The organism is Polystyrenella longa (genome assembly GCF_007750395.1).
GTDB classification, from domain to species: domain Bacteria; phylum Planctomycetota; class Planctomycetia; order Planctomycetales; family Planctomycetaceae; genus Polystyrenella; species Polystyrenella longa.
In genome coordinates, this window is the sequence record NZ_CP036281.1 from 2963758 (window position 1) to 2981750 (window position 17993).

Annotated in this window: 17 protein-coding genes; 6 read left to right on the forward strand and 11 right to left on the reverse strand. The window is 49.7% G+C overall.

The window, feature by feature from the left end; all coding sequences use genetic code 11:
- Positions 1–67 precede the first annotated feature (67 nt).
- From Pla110_RS10995 to Pla110_RS11005, 3 genes are all read right to left on the reverse strand, one after another.
- A complete protein-coding gene (locus tag Pla110_RS10995) occupies positions 68–952 on the reverse strand; it encodes a triphosphoribosyl-dephospho-CoA synthase (protein ID WP_197440663.1) in 885 nt (294 codons plus the stop codon).
- 50 nt (positions 953–1002) lie between these two features.
- On the reverse strand, positions 1003–2151 hold the full coding sequence (locus Pla110_RS11000; RefSeq protein WP_144995814.1) for a sialidase family protein: 1149 nt from the start codon (positions 2149–2151) through the stop codon (positions 1003–1005).
- 365 nt (positions 2152–2516) lie between these two features.
- A complete protein-coding gene (locus Pla110_RS11005) occupies positions 2517–2750 on the reverse strand; it encodes a hypothetical protein (protein WP_144995815.1) in 234 nt (77 codons plus the stop codon).
- 731 nt (positions 2751–3481) lie between these two features.
- On the opposite strand from Pla110_RS11005, the gene Pla110_RS11010 reads away from it, so the two are divergent.
- The 3 genes from Pla110_RS11010 to Pla110_RS11020 all read left to right on the forward strand — a co-directional run bounded on the left by Pla110_RS11010 (position 3482) and on the right by Pla110_RS11020 (position 5928).
- A complete protein-coding gene (locus Pla110_RS11010) occupies positions 3482–4552 on the forward strand; it encodes a M42 family metallopeptidase (protein WP_231742978.1) in 1071 nt (356 codons plus the stop codon).
- Positions 4553–4883: 331 nt separating this feature from the next.
- Positions 4884–5642 carry a tetratricopeptide repeat protein gene (locus Pla110_RS11015; protein ID WP_144995816.1) on the forward strand — a complete coding sequence of 253 codons (759 nt, stop codon included), beginning with the start codon at positions 4884–4886 and terminating at the stop codon, positions 5640–5642.
- A gap of 100 nt (positions 5643–5742) precedes the next feature.
- On the forward strand, positions 5743–5928 hold the full coding sequence (locus tag Pla110_RS11020; RefSeq protein ID WP_144995817.1) for a hypothetical protein: 186 nt from the start codon (positions 5743–5745) through the stop codon (positions 5926–5928).
- A gap of 16 nt (positions 5929–5944) precedes the next feature.
- Here Pla110_RS11020 and acpS read toward each other — a convergent pair whose 3' ends face one another.
- The 8 genes from acpS to Pla110_RS11060 all read right to left on the reverse strand — a co-directional run bounded on the left by acpS (position 5945) and on the right by Pla110_RS11060 (position 14578).
- Positions 5945–6328: a holo-ACP synthase gene (acpS, locus tag Pla110_RS11025; RefSeq protein ID WP_144995818.1), complete on the reverse strand. Its 384-nt coding sequence runs from the start codon at positions 6326–6328 to the stop codon at positions 5945–5947.
- Positions 6329–6370: 42 nt separating this feature from the next.
- Positions 6371–7354, reverse strand: coding sequence for a tryptophan--tRNA ligase (gene trpS / locus Pla110_RS11030; RefSeq protein ID WP_144995819.1), 984 nt, complete (start codon positions 7352–7354; stop codon positions 6371–6373).
- Positions 7355–7406: 52 nt separating this feature from the next.
- A complete protein-coding gene (locus Pla110_RS11035; RefSeq protein ID WP_144995820.1) occupies positions 7407–8339 on the reverse strand; it encodes a dihydroorotate dehydrogenase in 933 nt (310 codons plus the stop codon).
- A gap of 356 nt (positions 8340–8695) precedes the next feature.
- A complete protein-coding gene (locus Pla110_RS11040; RefSeq protein WP_144995821.1) occupies positions 8696–8914 on the reverse strand; it encodes a hypothetical protein in 219 nt (72 codons plus the stop codon).
- 201 nt (positions 8915–9115) lie between these two features.
- Complete coding sequence (locus Pla110_RS11045) at positions 9116–9565, reverse strand: HU family DNA-binding protein (protein WP_144995822.1); 450 nt, start codon at positions 9563–9565, stop codon at positions 9116–9118.
- 499 nt (positions 9566–10064) lie between these two features.
- Positions 10065–11372: a PQQ-binding-like beta-propeller repeat protein gene (locus tag Pla110_RS11050; RefSeq protein WP_144995823.1), complete on the reverse strand. Its 1308-nt coding sequence runs from the start codon at positions 11370–11372 to the stop codon at positions 10065–10067.
- Positions 11373–11459: 87 nt separating this feature from the next.
- Entirely contained in the window at positions 11460–13406 is a 1947-nt protein-coding gene (gene asnB, locus Pla110_RS11055) for an asparagine synthase (glutamine-hydrolyzing) (RefSeq protein WP_144995824.1), read from the reverse strand.
- 50 nt (positions 13407–13456) lie between these two features.
- Positions 13457–14578 carry a glycosyltransferase gene (locus Pla110_RS11060; protein WP_144995825.1) on the reverse strand — a complete coding sequence of 374 codons (1122 nt, stop codon included), beginning with the start codon at positions 14576–14578 and terminating at the stop codon, positions 13457–13459.
- 219 nt (positions 14579–14797) lie between these two features.
- On the opposite strand from Pla110_RS11060, the gene Pla110_RS11065 reads away from it, so the two are divergent.
- The 3 genes from Pla110_RS11065 to Pla110_RS11075 all read left to right on the forward strand — a co-directional run bounded on the left by Pla110_RS11065 (position 14798) and on the right by Pla110_RS11075 (position 17946).
- A complete protein-coding gene (locus Pla110_RS11065; protein ID WP_144995826.1) occupies positions 14798–15340 on the forward strand; it encodes a macro domain-containing protein in 543 nt (180 codons plus the stop codon).
- A gap of 102 nt (positions 15341–15442) precedes the next feature.
- The gene (locus Pla110_RS11070) at positions 15443–16438 is read left to right on the forward strand and encodes a YdjY domain-containing protein (protein ID WP_144995827.1); all 996 of its coding nucleotides are present in this window, start codon (positions 15443–15445) and stop codon (positions 16436–16438) included.
- A gap of 422 nt (positions 16439–16860) precedes the next feature.
- Positions 16861–17946 carry a DUF1571 domain-containing protein gene (locus tag Pla110_RS11075; RefSeq protein WP_144995828.1) on the forward strand — a complete coding sequence of 362 codons (1086 nt, stop codon included), beginning with the start codon at positions 16861–16863 and terminating at the stop codon, positions 17944–17946.
- Positions 17947–17993 lie beyond the last annotated feature (47 nt).

A 17993-nucleotide genomic window follows, 5' to 3' on the forward strand; every position in this document is an offset into this window, starting at 1 on the left:
GTGCGTCTTCGCTGCTTCTTTAGATTGGCTTTAACGACTTAATGCGTCCAATGACCGCCTACGTGAACTAGAGTGAATAACGAAACTGAAACGGAGAGTCGATTATCTTCTCGCGTAACCCGGCGAACAATGCTGCCGCGACTAGATCGGCTGTTGTGCCGGGGTTCCGCCGGTTTCCATCTTCACGCAACCAGCGATCAAACTGAGTAAATAGCTCGCGAGACGTTTCCGTCGCTGGCCAGCCCGTATTCAGAACATCGTCCGCACGCTGGGAAACCTCTTGCGCAGTTTCCATATTCGTTTTACGAACAATTAAACTGTCCGGATTTTCCGCAAGAATCTTGAGGAATAAAGTCTGTATGATTTCCTCCCACTTGGAGGAGAACTCATCCGCTCGCTCTTCCAGTAGGGGGAAACAGAAATCAAATATCAACTCGAAATGAGACGCGTACTGAGCCGCTATGAGGTCCCGGTCAGCCGCCAGCTTCATGATTTCGAGCAACGTCTTCGTTGGTTTCTCCGTTAAATCCTGTGACGAAACCTTTCCCATGCCTCCCGGTTGAACCAGATTGATCGCCTGATAAACGCGGACAGCGTCTTCGACAGTCGTGTGACTTAGCACGGAAGCAATTCCCTCCTGCAACGGAGTCGCCATTGGTACGGCTGCCAGCGGAGCTATCAAAAGGACCATTCCCAAATTAGTGTTCTTGCCGACGGAACTGTGAGTGGCGACTAATGCCGCTTCGATGATTAATCCGAGTCCCATCATCGACGCCTTAGCCAGAACGGGAGCCGTTTGATTGGCCGATTTGACGAAGTCCTCAAAACACATATTTTCGAAATCGGCTTCTGCGTGTACGTTACCCGGTTTCCGGGCGGTCGCTTCCAGCAGACAGGCGGTACGAATCGCCTCCATGAGAAAAGTTTCATCAGCAATGCTGAGTGGTTGCATTCGTATTCCTGCATTGCCGGAGGGAAGTCGGGCGTACTCGCTTTACAGTGTTACTTCGTACCGGGATCCCAAATCGTCGCGTACACTTTTCGGTACGGGTCCTCTTTGGTGAAGAAGTAATATGTCGAGACAATCTTGCCGTCCGGACGTTGAACACTTCTCGGATAACCCATGTCGCGGCCTCCTCCATCGGCATGCAGGACAATCGGCTCCGACCAGGTTACACCATTGTCGCTACTCAGTTTAGCCTGCATCTCGAAAGGGGATTTTCGGTCACCATATATCAGGCAGAGGCGGCCATCCTGCAATTTGATTAGATCAGGAGGATTTCCTTCACCCACATCTTCGACAGGATCATTAACGAATTCCCAACTATTTCCATTGTCGGTTGATCTCCAGGCATCGATCCAGCGATGTCGGTCTTCTCCCGAACCTTCCCGGCGACGGGTGGTTGTGTAGAGTTCATTCTCGGAGAGGCGAACTGAGGAGGGCATGATCGAAAACCCTTTGGGCTCAGGACCAACGTACGAGAGAAACTTCCAAGTCAATCCCCCATCCGTGGTGCGGACGCAGATAACGCGGCCTTCTTTTTCGTTCGATTTGGATGCTGTCAGCAGAAAGTGAGCGTCGTGCTTGCCATTGATGATCATGTCGGTGCGCGCCATGATTCCCGGTTGAGCAAACAGGGGAAGCTCAAATGGGCCAGACCACTTCTTTCCCCGATCGTAAGAGTAATACAAACGGGAGACTCCACCGTGAATGTCGTGGAATCGTAAGGTCATGCAAAAGTCGGGGTGGGAGAAATCGAGAGCTTCCGTGAGCGGCTTCAGGGCCGGCTCTTTCAGGTTGGGAGGCATAATGCCATGCCGTAGACCATCCAGAATGAGCATTCCTTTCTCCGCTGGATATTCCATCCTCCAGGTCTCGCCACCATCAAGGCTGCGAGCTAATACATGATTTTCCGGCTTCTCTCGGTCGATGTTGTGGTAGTAAGGTCCCAAATCTTTGTGAGTACCTGTACTCAGACCAACCAGAATCTCATTTCCCCAAATCCACATTCCATGATTAGCCGGCCAAGCGCCGAATTCGCCCTCTTTGCCAAAAACAACAACTTGTTTTTCGACCTTAGGAGCCTCTCCGCCTAGCAGGCAAGATGTTCCCAACATAAACAACAGTAGCGAAAAAACAGAGTGACGCATGATGTGGCCTCGAAGTGATATAGGGAAACTCAGGGCTGAAGTGAGTTGTGACAAATAAATTTCAGAATAACTGGAAATCTATTTTCATCATAAATCTGATGGCGCACCGAACACAACCCGCTTGCGGATTTAATGGGCAGGAGAGATGGCAATTACAGCCAGTTGAGAACAGCCAGTTGAGTTTGGACAGGAGCCGAACACGATCACCACATGACGTCCCGCAGAATGAGGATTTAGGCTAATCTTTGAAATGGGTGAAATGGGCATACAAAAAAAGAACACACCTCCGGGCGAATGCCGAAAGTGTGTTCCCATGTTTCATTTAATCGTTTGAGCAAGGCTGGACTACAAGCACTATGCCGCGATCAGATGACTTCAATCTTGTTGATGAGACTCCTGTTGTCGATGACGTTCATCACGACGTGCGACGCAAGTTGCTTGTTGTAGTACGCGGTTGTATACCCGTATAACAAGACTTCCTGGTCATCCACTTCTACAAAGAGTTCCCGGATGGGGGCTCCTGTTCGGCTTTTGACAAGATGGTTGATTCGTTGAGCCAGAAGCTCATGTGAATCGACGGAAAGAGTTTGGACAGTCATGAATATGCCTCCATGATAAGTGCACCAGATCCTCAATGGTGATGCGAGCTCTTTCAGCAACCACTGCCGAAACTCTCACAACACGTTCCAATAATCTGGTTGTCCACGCTTGGCCAGCCTTTTCTAATGTCTCGGTTCTATCCACTGCTCTCTTTCAAAAGCAGTGAGGGGATCCGAGACGCTGTCAAACGAGACGATCAAAATCGCACAGCATGAACCGATCATCGATCAACTCCATTTATAAAGTTCGTTCAGGATGCCGGTTGAGTGCTCAAAGCGTATTCTTGATCCGGTTTAGAATCTGGCGGGAGCGGGGCTTCTATCTCCCGTTTCATTCAGCCTTCAGATTTCAGACAAGAATCAAGAATGATAAGTAAAAGTGTTTGAAACAGTTCATCCGGTCCGGTTCGATACTGTTGCGCAAATTCCATTGCAAACGACATGCCTTAAAAGCCCATGTCACAAAATCGGTGGCGAATATTAAGCGGATAAGAATAGAGATAATGAAATACAATCGCTCTTAATTCTGACTTTACCTGCCGGATATTATTTCAACAACCACGATCTGGACATAATTGTCATTTTTTCAATAAGTAGAATACCACTCCCCGAGGTTGAGAATGCTCCCGTGTGATTACTTAGATCGAGAACTGATCGGGCTGGATCGAAATGCCTGAATTCACTAGAGTCAACATTCTCTGACAGACCCCTTACAGAGCCTATATTACCGAATGGAAATGATGATGGATCAGACTTCACGACAGTTTTTAAAAGACCTCATTCTCGCCCCCAGCCCTTCCGGGTATGAAGAACCTGTTCAGAAAGTAGTCCGAGAGTTCGCTGGTTCCTTCACCGATTCTATTTCCACCAGTTTGCACGGCAACGTCATCGCTTCCGTAAACGCCGATTCTCAGCCATCCATCTTGCTTGCCGGCCACTGTGACCAGATCGGTCTGCAGGTCAAGCACATCGACTCCGATGGTTACCTGATGGTGAACACCATCGGAGGTTGGGACATGCAAATGTTGATCGGCCAACGACTTCAAGTTTGGACAAGTAATGGTCCTGTACTGGGGGTTCTGGCCCGAAAAGCGATTCACCTGCTGACACCGGACGAACGAACCAAGGTCGCAGAACTCAAAGATATGTGGATCGATATCGGTGCCAAAGATGAAAAAGCGGCCCGTAAATTAGTCCAGATCGGTGATCCTGTGACGTTACAGTTAGTCTTCCACGAACTCCAGGACGACCTGATTACTGCCCCGGGCATTGATGACAAGACGGGTCTCTGGATTGTCATGGAAGCCCTCCGACGCGTAGCCGCCGGAAAATCAACTGTGGGTGTTCACGCAGCCTCCACGGTCCAGGAAGAAATTGGTCTCCGAGGAGTCAGGACTGCTGCCTATTCGGTCAACCCGACCCTTGGGCTTGCAGTCGATGTCACTCACGCGACTGACTGTCCGACCGTCGATCCGAAAGAACATGGCGATGTGAAAATCGGCAAAGGCCCCGTACTATTCCGTGGTCCGAATATTAATCCAGTCGTCTTTTCCCGGCTCAAGCAGATCGCGGAAGACAACAAAATACCAGTGCAGATCGTCGCTATTGGGAGACCTGCCGGTAACGACGGAAACGCCATGCAGTTGAATAAAGCAGGCTGTGCTGTGGGCATTATCGGTGTCCCCAATCGCTACATGCACAGCCCCGTCGAAATCGCCTCCTGGGGCGATTTGGATCATTCGGCCGAATTGATCTCCCTGTTCTGTCAAGAAGTGAAAGCAGACGACGATTTTACTCCTTAAGACTCAGGTTCTATTGGATTTCTCAGAATTTCCTGATCTAAACTATTCTCCGGCAGTATTCAGAAAATGACTGCCCGAGCCCAAAAAAGCCTGCCGCATTTTGCGGTGGGCTTTTTGCTTGCGTATATGCGTCCGCGATTTCACACATCCAGACCGTACTGGCGATCTCAATCTTTTTTACAGATTATTATGTCAAAAAGATTGTGGCCTTCTTAGAAAATCGTTAAAACAAGCACACCGAAGTGAGACTGAGTCTCAGTATCTAATCTAGTCCAGCAAAGAGACCATTATAGACTCCGATTTGCCCTTCTGCTGCGAAAGAAATTAGCCCATGACGGATCTCTCAGAGACCCTTGTTGATGCACGACAGTTGCTGAATCAAAAGTTTTATTACCAGTCCCTCAGGAAAGTGGATAACGCTTTAAACGATGACCCCGATGCGGCTCCTTTGTGGGAGCTACGCGGGTTGATTCATCGCGGTCTGACGAATTTAAGTGGTGCCCTCTCTTCAATAGAGACGGCAATGACGCTTGCTCCGCTCTCCTCGGAAGGGTCCTGTCTGCTGGCTGAGTGCTACGTCGCTCTTGATAAGCCAGATCTTGCCTATCAGGTCGCGGACAACTTATGGAAGAAGAAGGGGCTTGATAACTCATCACGTCTCTCTCTCGCCGCGATCTTTAACCAACTGGGCTTCGTTAACCGCGCGGTTCTTCTTTGCCGAAAAGCGATTTGCCACGATCCGGCAGAATCTCAGGCGTATTATGATCTCAGCGTCTTTCTGGGACGCGGAGGCCACCCGCTGCATATCGTCGAATCTGTTGCTCGCCGCGCGATCGATCTTGATCCGGAAAATGTGTATTTCCGTGTAGGATTAGCGGCCACACTCCATCGGGCTCATCGAAGTCGACGCGCTTATGAGTTGATTCAGTCCTTTGGACAATCTGAAATCCGACAAATCCGATGCGGTTGTTGTTTGAAACAGATTATTGAAATCTTCGAACAGACGGGCGACTTTGAGAATGTCCAAACCTGCGAAGAGCAACTTAATCATCTGAATGGAATCGATCACAACCGAAAAGAGAATGATTGAATCACTTCATTTAGGAACGAACTGTGTATCTAAGAACTGATTCACTAATCCTATTTCCGTCGATGTGCTCACCTCTTTAATTTACTACCGAAGGATTATCATGCTCTGGCTCAACTTAATATTGACCTGTCTTCTGTTCAGCACCATGCTGGTCCTGTCGATGTTGATCGTTGAATTCATTGGCTATCTGGCACTTCATCAACGGGCGGACGACTCCTTGAAGGGCACTCGGCCTCGGCTGGATTGGTTCTTCGACGACATGCGGGAGATGTTCTGGCGAAAATAGCCGCAACGGTTCCAGCTTAAATTGCTTTTAGGGCAATAGCGGTAGCGGTGGCATATTCTTTTGAGTGCGAGATCGTAATCAGGATGGTGCTGATCTCCATTTTCTCGGCAAGGTCGGCCGTGCTTCCCAGTAACCGGACGATCGGTTGGCCGCTGTTCAGGTTTTCGATTTCAATTTCAGTGAAATGAACCCCCTTGATAAACCCCGTACCCAGGGTTTTCATTACCGCTTCTTTAGCTGCCCAACGACCGGCATAGCTTTCCACGGCCATCTTCTTTTGCTTGCAATAGGACTGTTCGCCGGAAGTAAAAACGCGTTCGAGAAAATGATCGCCATGCCGCGTGATCATCTTTTCGATGCGGTTGATTTCAACGATATCTGTTCCCAGTCCGACAATCATCGATCTTTACTTCTTCTCTGTTTGCGGTTCGGGCTACCGAACTTAAGAGGGTTTATGAATAGCCAGTCCACAGGCATCCCGGGCACGGGAAAGGACTTCCTGCGCTTTCACACGAGCTTTAGCCGCTCCTGCTTGCAGGATATCTTCCACTTCGCCCGGCTTCTGTTCGAGTTCAGCTCGTTTTTCGAACGCAGGTCCGAAATAATCCATCGCTCGGTCGTACAGATACTGTTTGGCATCTCCATAACCCATTCCACCGGCACGATAGCGTGCGGCAAGTTCTTCCAGTTGCTCGGAAGTGGAAAACAGCTTGGCGAGTGTGTAGACGGCGCAGGATTCGGGGTCTTTTGGTTCTTCAACCGTTTTGGAGTCCGTTTTAATGGACATGATTTTCTTGCGGAACTTTTTTGGAGTCGGATGGAAGACTTCGATGATGTTGCCGTAACTTTTCGACATCTTGTCCCCATCGGTACCGGGAACCTTGGCCGTTGTTTCCAGTACGCGTGCTTCCGGCAGGACAAAGACCTCACGGCCATAGATCGTGTTGAATCGTTGCGCCAGATCGCGCGTGACTTCAATGTGCTGAACCTGATCGAGTCCGACGGGAACGACTTCCGAATCGTAGATCAGAATGTCGGCAGCCATCAGAACGGGATAGGTGAACAGTCCTGCGTCAGCAGCGAGGCCTTTCGCCTTCTTGTCTTTGTAGGCGTGGCATTTTTCCAGAAGGTGCATCTGAGTTAATGTCATTAACAACCAGGTTAACTCAGTCACTTCAGGAATATCGGATTGCCGAAACAGCGTTGCCTGTTCTGGGTTCAAGCCAAGCGAGAGCAAATCGATCGCAGCATCCTGCGTGAAACCTTTAAGCAGGTCACGGTCGCGGACAGTAGTCAGGGCGTGAAAATCGGCGATGAAATAAAACGCCTGCTCGTTGTCCTGCAAGGCAATGTATTGCTGAATAGCGCCGAAATAATTTCCCCAGTGAAAACGGCCCGTGGGTTGGATGCCGGACAAAACTTTCATGACTGCTGGCTTTGCGTTTTATGATTTCAATAGGAATGGAGCGAAGTCGAATTCATCGACCTTCGGGATATTGCAGGCTACCGATAATCTCTTTGACGGACGAACAGTTTTCGCTGGCGAGTGTCTCTTCCAGCTGCTCGACCAATGCGGCCGAAAGCCCAGGATTGTAGAAACTGGCAGTACCAATTTGCACTGCACTCGCACCGGCGACCAGAAATTCCATCACGTCATCGATATTACTGATGCCCCCAATTCCGATAATGGGTACATCCACTGCTCGCGCGACCTGACAGACCGCTCGCAATGCTAACGGCTTAATCGCAGGTCCACTCAGGCCACCGAATACCGCTCCTAAAATTGGTTTTCGACTACGCCAGTTAATGGCTGTGCCCTGAAAGGTATTTACGAGAGAGACTGCGTCCGTCCCTGCCTCCGCAACCGCTTGTGCGATCGACGCGATGCTGGTGACGTTGGGAGTCAGTTTGGCGATGATGGGAAGGTCGCAGGCATTCCGCACCTTCTTTACGACATCGTGAGCCATTTCCGGGTTCGTGCCAAAATCGACACCACCGCTAACATTGGGACAAGATATGTTCAGCTCGACTCCGGCTAACTGGGGGTAGGCATTCAATCGCTCTGCCATTTGTGCCAGCTCATCCATATTGCGAGCGGCGATGTTAGCGATGATGGCCGTGTCTAATCCGCACAGGTAGTCGAGATGCTTATCGATGAACGTTTCGAGGCCATCGTTATCGAGACCAATCGAGTTCAAAAGGCCTGCGGTTGTTTCAACCGTTCGTGGCGGTGGATTGCCGGCACGGGGCTGCATGGTGACAGTCTTGGGAATAATTCCACCCAGCCGGGAGAAATCGATAAATGAGGTCATCTCGCGAGCGTATCCAAAGGTGCCAGAGGCGACCAGAATGGGGTTCTTAAGCGAGAGGCGATTGAGTTGAACGCCCAGATCAATGGAGGTTTGAGTCATCGGCTTAAATGGGTACCGCAGCAACTGGAGGGTCGAAAGAAAAGCACCCTCATTGGGCGAGGGATTTCTGAGCGTATCCTAACCCGCGAATCTTCCGGACGCAATGAGGGGCGTCCGGCCGGGATGGATGGAAAGACGCCTTTTCTGGTGTATAAAAAAGCCGAAGCTGATCAGCTTGGCCCTGATTATTCAGAGGCGAGCTGATCAGCTTCGACTAGAGGAAAAAATGCTTTGTAACACTCGGGCTGGTTAGCCTTCCGGAATCGACCACTAACGAGACGATTGACCTGGGTGATTCACAGTTTCCTCCTCCTGTGAGTTACCCGAAAAGGTATGCCGAGTAAGTTGTATTAGATTTAGATGACACCACCGTGAGTACGGTAAGGGGTGGCAGTGTCAGGGAATTCAAGGAACCAGATACGTTCCCAGATTCCGTGTATGTGTCGCAGGTTTTCCGACACAAAGATTAACTGACGGGCTCGCTCATCACGTTGAGCAGAATACAGCGGCACGAAGCAGCCAATTTGTAACCCGAGTGCAGACAATAACAGCATTCCAAGAATAAACTTCCGCATTTTTTCCTCCATGAAAGTTCACAACTACGATTTGCCATCGTGGCTTTAGAAGTTGAGCAAAATGGTTTGTCATGGTGAGTTACGTTAAGTAACTCGCTCGAACTGGAAGTGATCAAAAACAGTCGAGATTGTCAAATGCGGGTCCGAGGGGGAAACGTCGCTTGCTAAACTTTTCAGCATCGTCGTTTATCGGAACAGGAACTAGCCCATGTCGGGAGAACCGGAAGGATACTGGGAACCTCCAGAAGCGAAGCCATTTCCGAAGTTGCCAGGGTTATTGGCAGGTGGTTGTGGCGAAGTGCTTTCAGGAGCAGTAGTTGAGTCCTGCTGTGGCTGTTGAGCCTGAGCCGCCTTTTCGCGGGCCAGTTCCTCATCCAACTGCCGGACTCGTTCTTCCATTTCCTTACCCGGTTTAAAAGTCACCACATATTTTTCGGGGACTTCCACCGAGGCATTCGTTCTTGGGTTTCTAGCACGTCGGGCGGCACGTTTTTTGACCTCGAAAACGCCGAAGTTCCGTAGCTCAATGCGTTTGTCTGAAACCAGTGTTTCCACAATCGCATCGAACGTCTTCTGGACAATTTCCTTGGTCTTCAATTGTGTCAGACCGAGTTCTTCCGAGATGGATTTTACTATTTCTTTTTTGGTCACACTCTGGTCTCCAGAGAAACGCCTGTAAAGTGGCAGAGTTTACATCGAATCAAGTCGATGCGTTGACTCAAGTGTATGACCAATTTGAACTTAGTGTCAAGAGGATTCTTAACAGTCCGCCCGAAAGATGCTGCCAGTTACCCACCATTGGGGTCGTTGACAATCCTGTTTGTTTCTGGTTTTTCTCCTGTTCGTACCTGTTGTTTTGATAAGGGAGTCATAGGGACAAGGTCAGTTTGCAGTAACAGACAGCAGGAAGTCATAACCTAAATAACTGTAATGACTTAACTCACGTTTCTGCGTCTTGAAAAGTCCCTGTTCGAGAGCGATTGATGCTCCATTATCTCTCTTCGACAGTTCTGTACAGCAGTCTGTAGTCAAAACCGGAAAAATCGTTAAAAACGTCAGACTTTGCCATTTGTTCTTTTTTCTGCGATTTGAACAGCAATTTGTCGAACAGGTCGGTTCGACCTAAATCCAGTGAGTCAAACTGGTTGTTTTATTTCAATGGTAGCTGATAGCAGATGATCTGTGTGTCACTTCGGACAATGATATTGTCCTCCGCATACGCAGGGTGTGCCCAGGTCTTCCCAATCAAGGGAACGCGGGATTCTTCATGAATGCCCTCCGGAGTTAACTGGGCCGTGAGGAATTCTCCTTCGGCATTCAGGATCATGGCTCGGTTGGAATCGTTCAGCCACACCAACGTCGCCTGGGGGTTGCGACCACGCGGCGTCGTCTCGTTTTTGTCATCCCAGAGCTTCTCCCCCGTTTTGAGTTCGAAACAGGTAATGCCGTATTGTTTATCGAGCAAGTAGACATAGTCTCCCTTATAAAGTGGCTGTGACATCAAGCCGCGAAGGTTCCATCGGTCTTCCCAAAGCAGTTCGGCGTCCGTCGCTGATTCACCCAACTCGATTGCCTTGGAGCCATCCCAGTAACCGCAGACAAGGACGATATTCTGATGCACAATCGGAGTCGCGATAGAAACCTTGTAGGTGATTTCGTAAGGATACTCCCACAGCGGTTCCCCAGTTGCAGCGTTTAAACCACGAATGTGAGACGGCGTCCAGAAAACCAGCAGATCGATTCCGGCGTGCGGGTGAATGACGGGAGTGCAATATCCCGCTTCATCTGAGAGAGAACTCCAGACGACTTTTCCAGAATGTCGGTTAAGTGCCACAATGGCACCGGACTGGGCGGCAATCGTCTCCGCCTCTGCTTGATCAGCTCCTGGTTGAATGATCAACAGATCGCCTTTGATAACTGGCGAAGCAGCATAACCCCATGTGGGTAGTCGACCCGCGAGGTCTTCCTGAAGATGAATGGACCAGACTTCCTCTCCGTTCTCCGTTCGCAGACATTTCAGATCGCCCAGAGCACCACAGAGATAAAGGTAACCATCCACAATTGTCGGTGCGGCACGCGGGCCGTTACCGTAATCCAGCTTGTCGTAGGCGACAGGGTATTGATGAACCCACTGTCTTTTGCCAGTTTTCAGGTCGAAGCATTGAAGTCGCTCGACTTCCTCTCCGCTGAACTCACTCCCCTGCTCTCCCTCTTTGAGGTGGTCATGCAAATAGACTTGTTGGTCAGCGACCGTCACCCCTGCGTAGCCACCGCCGCATTCATGTTCCCATTGCTTTGGCATGTCGGATTCACTGAATTCCGTTTTCAGCTCCGGACCTTGCCAAGTCCCGTTTGCCCTGAGGCCACGCCAATGGGGCCACTCTTCTGCCCAAACCACAGTGGAGAAGCATAGGATGATCGCGAGGCTGAGAAACTGGGAGATAAGTGAACGCGACATGATACTGAAACCATTTCAAAGGAGTTGCAAATTCTTAGGCGAAGTAGACAGAGCTCTAGTAGTGACAATTATTTAGTGAAATCAATTTCATAGTGTAATCGGTTGAGGCAGGGTTTGGGGAGTATCTATCCAAGTTCGCTGCCACAGTTCCAGCATGAGCAGTGACCAGATACGTGCAGCATGATCGTGTGTATTAGCTTGATGTTCACGCAGCATTCGTTCGACTCCCTCTTTCCCAAACATACCCCGGTTCTCCATTCGATCACTTAATAGAATGTCTTCTGCGAGCGTTCGCAACTCATTGCGGAACCAATGGTCCAAGGGTACGCCGAATCCCATTTTGGGTCGTTCGCAGATCTCATTAGGGATAAGATCGCAAAAGGTTTCTTTCAGGAACTTCTTTCCCGACTTACGATTAAGTTTCCATTCTCGCGGCAGTTGGGCGGCAAGTTCCACGACCCGGTGATCAAGAAAAGGGCTGCGGCACTCGAGTCCGTGTGCCATGCTGGCGAGATCGACTTTGGTAAGAATATCGCCAGGCAGATAAGTTTGCAGATCGCTCGCCATGATTTGTGAAACAAGATCCCGGTCGGAAGCGTCTTGCATATTGTCGGTCAAAAAATCACTGGGATCCTCCGAGGGAAGTTGATGCTGGAATTCGGTTGAATATAAGCCGGCTAATTGCTCGTCTCGAAAAATCGATATCCAGCGAAAATACTGATCTACCGGAGACGAGTTCATCTCCGACAGGAAGCGTTTCAATCGGCGGGCGGTTGACCGATATTGAATGGAACCGGGCATCCGTTGCCATAGTTTTGCAGACAATATTTTCTTAAGAGGAGAAGGGAATCGGTCCGCCCATGTTGCCAGGAGCATGGCGCGATAGCGGTCGTATCCTCCAAAAACTTCATCCCCACCATCGCCTGTTAAGGCAACGGTTACGGAACCTCGAGTCTCTTCAGACAAGTACCAGGTTGGGATGGCGGAGCTGTCGCCAAATGGTTGGTCATAATGCCAGGCTAATTGAGGAAGTAAAGCTTCAATTTGAGGAGTGACGGTTCGTTGATGATGTTCTGTTCCCAAGGATTTCGCGGCCAATTGCGCAAAGGAGGATTCATCGAACTCCGGTGTTCCAAATCCGATCGAAAAGGTTTTTATCGGCTGATCAAGTTCCTGAGCCATCAGTCCGGTGATCAAAGTCGAGTCCAGACCGCCCGACAGAAAAGAACCCAGCGGCACGTCGCTCCGCAGTCGAATCTTCACGGCGTCCGTCAATCGTTCACGAAGCTCTTCCTGAGTTTGTCGTTTAAATTCTGGAGTTGCAGTAACTTGTTGCCGGTAGGGGGCCGACCAGTACCGTTGGACCTGAACCTCTGAGTCATCAATTAAAGCGTAATGCGCTGGAGGAAGCTGGTGCACGTCTTGATAGATACACGTTGTATGCGGAACGTACTGATAGCGTAGATAAAGGTCGATAGCGTGAGGATTGAGCTCGCGCGGTCCATTATGAAACGGGAGCAGCCCTTTCAGTTCACTGGCAAAGAGCAGACGGTCGGAAAGATTCGCGTAGAAAAGTGGCTTTTGTCCCAACCGGTCGCGTGCCAGGAAAATCGAGCTGCGGGACTGGTCCCAGATGGCTACGGAAAACATACCAATCAGCTGCTGTAGACAGTCGGGCCCATGCTCCTCGTAAAGATGTAGAATGACTTCTGAGTCGCTGGCTGTTCGGAATTGATGACCGCGTGAGAGGAGGTCCTGTCGAAGCGACTGATAGTTGTAGATCTCGCCGTTGCAGACGAGCTGTAGATTTCCGGCTTCATTGGTGATGGGCTGCTGACCTGTTTCGAGATCGATGATCGACAGGCGGCGATGCCCCAGCCAACAGTGGCTGCCGTCTGGGCTGGCAGGTTCACCGAAAAAGAAGCCACTGGAATCGGGGCCACGATGTGCTAATTGCTGTGTCGTCTGTTCGAAGAGAGAGCGGTCAATCGGTGCCCGTCCTGCTTTCCAGACTGCACCGACAAAACCACACATGGGGCGAACTCAAATCGTAGGCAAGAGTGAATAATTGACAACGCAAGGACCTATCGCGTCAGTTCTTCATATAGCCTAACGTGACGATCGATCATTGGGGAGAGGCCGAAGTGCGATTTCATTTTTTCTTGCCCCGCTGCCCCCATAGAGGCGGCCAACTCCGGTGTAGTCAGAATTTCTTGCGTAAATTGAACATAAGCGGGAGAATCGCCCAGTGGCGCGAGGTAGCCGGTGACTCCATCGTCAACCAATTCCGCGTTGGCGGGGATATTGCTGGCGACCACGGGTAAACCGGCAGCCATTGCTTCCATGATACTGTTGGACATTCCTTCGTATTCACTCGCCAGCCAAAAGCAATCCGCATGTTGCAGATACCGACTGGGATCTTTTTGATGGCCCAGAAACCGAATGAGGTGATCGCATCCAAAGTGAGCGGCTAGTTCTTCCAGTTTAATCCTTTCTGCCCCGTCACCGATGATTAAGAGTCCGCAGTTCGTGTTGAGCTGCCTGAGCATTTGGAACGCCCAGACAACGTCCTGCACCCGTTTTTGTTTGGCAAGACGACCGACGTAACAAATCAGTTTTGTGCCCGAAGGATAGTCGAGTTCCTTCAGTAATTGTTCACGGTCTGAGACCGATTCAGATGGATCGGAATCAATGGGGATCTCGATGCCATTGGGAATGACTGTCACTTGTTTGTCTTGATAACCTTGCTCCCGATAGAATCGAGCGACCGCTTCTGAGTTCGCCAGCAGGCGGTCGGTTCGCGAAATCAGTTGGCGATCAATCCAATGGCGATCCGATCCCTTCCAGAGATCGACGCACCGCTCCGAGACTACAACCACAGGGCGATTGGCGGTGGTTTTTTTCGAGACAGCCAGACGTGCATAAAAGTTGGCAGTGAACATCCAACTATGAATGATATCGGGTTGGAACTTACGAATAAGCTGTTTCAGTCGCCAACAAGTGAAGGGATCGAGCTTCCAGTGCTTATGTAAACAGGTGACTTCAATTCCGGCGGCTCGCAGGTTGTCTAAATAAGGACCGTTGCGAGTGAGCGTGGCAACATGGATGTCGAACTGCTCGCGCGGCAACGCCGAGGCCAGCAGAGTGAGTTGCTTTTCCGCACCGGAACGGTCCAATGTGGGAATAGTGTATAAGATGCGAGTCACGAGCGAACTTTGCAGGTCTGGAAGATGTGGAAAGAGGGATTTCTGTTTTTTCAATTTTGTAGGCGATTTGGAATGGTTCGTAAACGGTATGTTACAGAAAATCAATGGAACTGTCCTGTAACTTGGGGGGCCTGAGGAACAGAACTTCCTTGGGAACCAGAAAATTAAGTCTCGAAGTCAGCAATAGAAGTATTCAGATAAGGATTTATGAGGATTCGCATGTTGATGCAATTTGGCGAAAGCCTTGTTGAATTAATTCAGGGGGATATTACGCAGGTGGACACGGATGCCATCGTCAATGCGGCGAATTCTCAACTGGCAGGAGGAGGAGGCGTCGATGGTGCCATTCATCGAGCCGCTGGTCCCAATCTGATGCAGGAGACAAAACGACTCTACCCGGAAGGCTGCCCGACCGGCTCGGCGGTCGCAACCCGTGCTGGCAATATGCAGATGAAATACATCTTTCACGCTGTCGGTCCCATCTGGCGAGGGGGAGGACAGGACGAGGAAGGGCAACTTCGTTCGGCCTGTATCCGCTGTCTTGAGCTGGCGTTGGAACACAATTGTGATTCAATTGCTTTTCCTGCGATCAGCACAGGTGTCTATCGCTTCCCCATCGACCTGGCCGCTCAGATCCTTTTAAGAACGATTCATCAATTTGTTATCGAAAATCAGTCGCCCAGAAGGGTGGTCGTCGTTTTATTTGATGAAGGGAGCTTTGGCGCGTTTTCACAGGTATTGGAATCATTCGCTGATTCATGACATCTCACGCAGGTAAATAGCCATTCAAAAAAATTGCGTCACCTAGCTTAATATCCCTTACTCCCCACGAATTGAATTCAAAATCACAGGATTTGCAAACTCATGAATAGCAGACGTCCCCAAACATCAAAAATAATACTGACCGTGGTTTTCGCCTTTTATTTTCTCTTGGGAGTTTCGCTTGTTACTGCCGACGAACCTGTAAATACAGATGCCGGAGTTGGGGAACAAAATACGGCGAGTCTGATTCCATTGAACAAGGAAAAAACGGTGTTAATCGATCGGGCAGGCAATCGATTATTGGTCAAAGGGAAAATCGTACTGCAGCGGGGATTGCTGGAAATGTTCTGCTGTTTGGATGGAAGTAAAGAGCATGAATCAATCGTCTCAACGTCGGCCAAAGCCTATGTCGTTCACGGTGGACTGCTGGCATTGGGAGCCGAGGCTGGGAGCCCGGTGAAGTATTACCCCGAGTACACTGCTCCCAAAGGGCAGAAAATGGAAGTCAATGTGATCTGGACTGACAAGGAAGGAAAGGAACAGAAAGCGGACGCCCAGTCCTGGATTCGCTATGTCGTCGAACGCTACTACTATGTTGTGGTCGACCCGTTCCCCTCAGACCTGACACTGCCCGAGAACGGCGAAGGAGATCTTCGGTATGACGATTTCAATAAGGAACTGTACTGGTTCGGACACATGACAAAAGATCAGCGTGCCGAGATGAAAAGACTCTCTAAAAATGAAGAGTATCAGAAAGCAATCGATGTCTTTTATGAGCGAAGTCAGCCTCGCGAGATGGACTCTCAATTCATCTTCACCGGTAGTCGCTTTGTGAAAGATGAAGAGACCGACGAGCAGTTTTACCTGGCGGAAGATGGATGTCTTATTTGTGTCGCCAATATGCCAACCGCGATGATTGATGTCAGTATCGAGAGCAGTTCGCAGGGAACAGACAGCTTGCTGTTTGAACCGTTTACGGAAAGAATTCCCCCTATCGGCACTGAGGTGATGGTGGAAATTGTTCCCGTTAAAGAGAAGGATTCTCAAAAGGATGCAGGTGTCCTGAAAGGCATTGAAGAACTTCCAAAAGTGAAATAACTCTCGCTTAGCGCGCCGATAGTCAACTGGCGATTGGAATTCACACTATCTCTATACATGTGGCAGAACAGGTAATTTTAAAAGAATATACTGACCAGGGTGCCCTTCCCTGCTCTTCTACTGATAAGGGGAAGCTCGTCGTATTTGCTGCGTCTCGAACAGGGACGCAGCTTTTTTTTATGAATCGCTGGGTTGAAAGACGACATTTCAGGAACCAGTTCGTTGTCATTTGGGATAGCCGCTTCTCAGCTAAAACCATTTGATAATACAAGGTGCGAAATACGATCAATGGAATGATCGCTGCCTCACTGAAGATATATGGGCCGAGAGAGCAGAAACGGAGTTCGGGTTATCCCGTCATTAGACGTCATCAAGTTGGATGGCTCCTCACGATCCTGTAGTTTTCAACCCGGGAGCGCTGTATGTCGTGTTCAGATTGCCAGAAGAAAAAAGACTCGTTCACTCGCCACAATCTGCTGGCCGGAATATTTGCCGTTTCCGGTATCGCCGTTCTGTATGTGAACTTTGATCCAGTTCCGCGCGGGCATGACCCAGCAGCGGCTCAATTGGAAGAGGTTGACCTGTCCGAATTCACTTCATTCACGAATGTGAGTTCTGGATTTATGAAGAAGGTTCAGGCGGAAGAGTTCGATGAGCCTCAGAATTCGTTAGGCAAGCAGCCTATTCAAACGGCCATGATTGCAGAGCCAGTGGCTTCCAGCTCTAACGACGTACTTCACTCCTCCGCTGAAGCTGGTTCCGCGCTCTCCCAGTTGAAAACTTGTCAGGGAGAAGATGCCGTCAAACTGATTCAGTCGATCCTGGAAGAAGGGCTTGAAAATCTGAAACAGATTCCAGACTACACGACGACCTTTATCAAACAGGAACGAATTGCAGGATCCATGACGGAACCGAATTTGATCAATCTCAAAATTCGTCATGAACCGTTCAGTGTCTATATGAAATGGCTAAATGGTGATAAAGGTCGGGAACTGCTGTATGTAGATGGAGAAAACAATGGAGACATGGTGGTGCGGGTCGGAGGTGTTCGCGGGCGGTTCCTGCCAGCCCTTAACCTGAATCCACTCGGCGACCTCGCTCTGCAGGAGTCTCGTCACCCCATTACTCAAATCGGTCTCGCGAACCTGATTCGTAAAGCGCTTGAGTTTCGGGAACGTGATCTCAACAACCTCGATAATCTGAACTGTTGGATTAACGATGGGGTCACTTTCGACAAACGGGACTGTTTCGAGTTTGTCGTCGAATATCAGGAAAAGCGTCCAATTCACGAGTATCGCAAGTCGGTGATCACCATTGAGAAAAGTCTGGGGATTCCTGTCGGGGTGAAGAACTTCGCTTGGGAAGAACAAGTCGATTCAGTAGATGCGAACAACCTCGACAAATCGACCTTAATTGAAAACTACGCTTACACCAACATTAATTACACTCGCCGTCTCGCTGCTGCGGAGTTCGATAAAAGCAATCAGAACTACCGCTTCATCAAGTAATCGTGGTTGAGAAACAGAATATCCGATATAAAACAGGTCCGCTGACG

Coding starts and splice junctions, on each gene's coding strand:
- Pla110_RS10995 (WP_197440663.1), bottom strand. CDS start 952: ATGCAACCACTCAGCATTGCTGATGAAACTTTTCTCATGGAGGCGATT.
- Pla110_RS11000 (WP_144995814.1), bottom strand. CDS start 2,151: ATGCGTCACTCTGTTTTTTCGCTACTGTTGTTTATGTTGGGAACATCT.
- Pla110_RS11005 (WP_144995815.1), bottom strand. CDS start 2,750: ATGACTGTCCAAACTCTTTCCGTCGATTCACATGAGCTTCTGGCTCAA.
- Pla110_RS11010 (WP_231742978.1), top strand. CDS start 3,482: ATGGAAATGATGATGGATCAGACTTCACGACAGTTTTTAAAAGACCTC.
- Pla110_RS11015 (WP_144995816.1), top strand. CDS start 4,884: ATGACGGATCTCTCAGAGACCCTTGTTGATGCACGACAGTTGCTGAAT.
- Pla110_RS11020 (WP_144995817.1), top strand. CDS start 5,743: ATGCTCTGGCTCAACTTAATATTGACCTGTCTTCTGTTCAGCACCATG.
- acpS (WP_144995818.1), bottom strand. CDS start 6,328: ATGATTGTCGGACTGGGAACAGATATCGTTGAAATCAACCGCATCGAA.
- trpS (WP_144995819.1), bottom strand. CDS start 7,354: ATGAAAGTTTTGTCCGGCATCCAACCCACGGGCCGTTTTCACTGGGGA.
- Pla110_RS11035 (WP_144995820.1), bottom strand. CDS start 8,339: ATGACTCAAACCTCCATTGATCTGGGCGTTCAACTCAATCGCCTCTCG.
- Pla110_RS11040 (WP_144995821.1), bottom strand. CDS start 8,914: ATGCGGAAGTTTATTCTTGGAATGCTGTTATTGTCTGCACTCGGGTTA.
- Pla110_RS11050 (WP_144995823.1), bottom strand. CDS start 11,372: ATGTCGCGTTCACTTATCTCCCAGTTTCTCAGCCTCGCGATCATCCTA.
- asnB (WP_144995824.1), bottom strand. CDS start 13,406: ATGTGTGGTTTTGTCGGTGCAGTCTGGAAAGCAGGACGGGCACCGATT.
- Pla110_RS11065 (WP_144995826.1), top strand. CDS start 14,798: ATGTTGATGCAATTTGGCGAAAGCCTTGTTGAATTAATTCAGGGGGAT.
- Pla110_RS11070 (WP_144995827.1), top strand. CDS start 15,443: ATGAATAGCAGACGTCCCCAAACATCAAAAATAATACTGACCGTGGTT.
- Pla110_RS11075 (WP_144995828.1), top strand. CDS start 16,861: ATGTCGTGTTCAGATTGCCAGAAGAAAAAAGACTCGTTCACTCGCCAC.